We start from the raw sequence: 1,326 nt of genomic DNA, 5'->3' as shown, positions 1-1,326 counted from the left end.
CATTAAAACGCAGCTTAGCCAAAACGTTGTACAACATCTAAAAACTATAAACTATAAACTATAAACTATAATGATTAAAAATATTTTTATTTACTCCATCTTCTTATTCTTTATTTCCTCTGCTTTTTCCCAAAAATGTAAAACAAAAGTAGACCCTTTTACAGATGAAAGGGTTGATTATTTTGACTTTGAAAATAAAACTGTATATTTTGAATTACGAAATAAAGAAGTAACATTTGAGATTGTTTTTTATTACTTAGGAAATAGAGATTTTGAATTTAACGAAGAGACTGATATACTTTTAAAATTGGATAATAACGAAAAATTAACACTCAAATCGATTAGAGTATCTAAACCTAGGCAGGAACAATTTTCAAGTACAACTTCTTACCAGGGTTTTTTTAGAACAGGCGGTTATTCTATGAGTAGTGTTGATACATACACAGCTTATTCTTTCAAATTCTTACTTTCGGAATCTGATTTGATTAAATTAACAAATTATAAAATAAAAATCATCAGACTTCCAGATACAGAGGAGGGTAAATATCATGATATTGAGGCAAAAAAAGGAACTAAACGAAAAGTTAAAGCAATAAACAAAGGAGCTAAATGTATTAGTAATATTGTACAAAACTCATAAAATGGAAGACCTGAAGTAAAGACGTTGTACAACAATACCTAAACTGCATTAAAACGCAGCTTAGCCAAACCGTTAGCAACTAGCATATCACAGTAAATAAATGAAAAATACCATTAAAGAGTTTATCAAAAATATAATACCAGTTCTATTAGGTGTATTAATTGCATTATTTATAGATAATTGGAATGAACAACGAAAAGATACAATATATATTAATAATTTTTATTCGTCTCTAAAGAAGGAATTTCGTGATACTAATAATGAAATAATAAAAAAAGTACCAAAACAAAAAGCATTAGTTGATACTCTTGAATTTTATGAGAACGATGAAAAAACACCTCTAATTCAAGTTATTGAAAAAGCTGGAGGAATTAATGGCCCTTTGGTAAAACTGAATTATTGGAAAGCTCTATCCAGTTCAAAAATCGAATTACTTGATTATAATAAGTTATCAGTATTAGCAGATATTGAAGAAGGAAATGAAATATTAAAATATAAAAGGAATAAAATTATTGATTTCGCTTATTCCAATTTATATAAAACTAGTAAAAAAGAAAAAACACTGCTCAAAATAATGATGATGGATTTAATGAATACACAAAGAGAAATACAAAATGATCTTAAAAAAGTATTAAAGGAATAGTACCAGTTGCTAACAAAAGCTAAACTGCATTAAAACGCAGCTT

The 1,326-nt window shown here is 26.8% G+C and carries 2 protein-coding genes; both read left to right on the top strand.

Annotated elements, in window-relative coordinates:
- The first annotated feature begins 70 nt into the window (after window positions 1-70).
- Window positions 71-640 (top strand): hypothetical protein, encoded by a 570-nt coding sequence (locus tag BSU00_RS08190; protein WP_105003951.1) that lies wholly within the window; start codon window positions 71-73, stop codon window positions 638-640.
- A 100-nt stretch (window positions 641-740) separates the two neighbouring features.
- Window positions 741-1,283: a hypothetical protein gene (locus BSU00_RS08185; protein ID WP_105003950.1), complete on the top strand. Its 543-nt coding sequence runs from the start codon at window positions 741-743 to the stop codon at window positions 1,281-1,283.
- The last annotated feature ends 43 nt before the right edge of the window (window positions 1,284-1,326 follow it).

It is taken from the genome of Tenacibaculum sp. SG-28 (genome assembly GCF_002954385.1).
Taxonomy (GTDB): domain Bacteria; phylum Bacteroidota; class Bacteroidia; order Flavobacteriales; family Flavobacteriaceae; genus Polaribacter.
The sequence above is the reverse complement of the archived record's forward strand: the minus strand, read 5'-3'. Positions and strand labels throughout refer to the sequence as shown.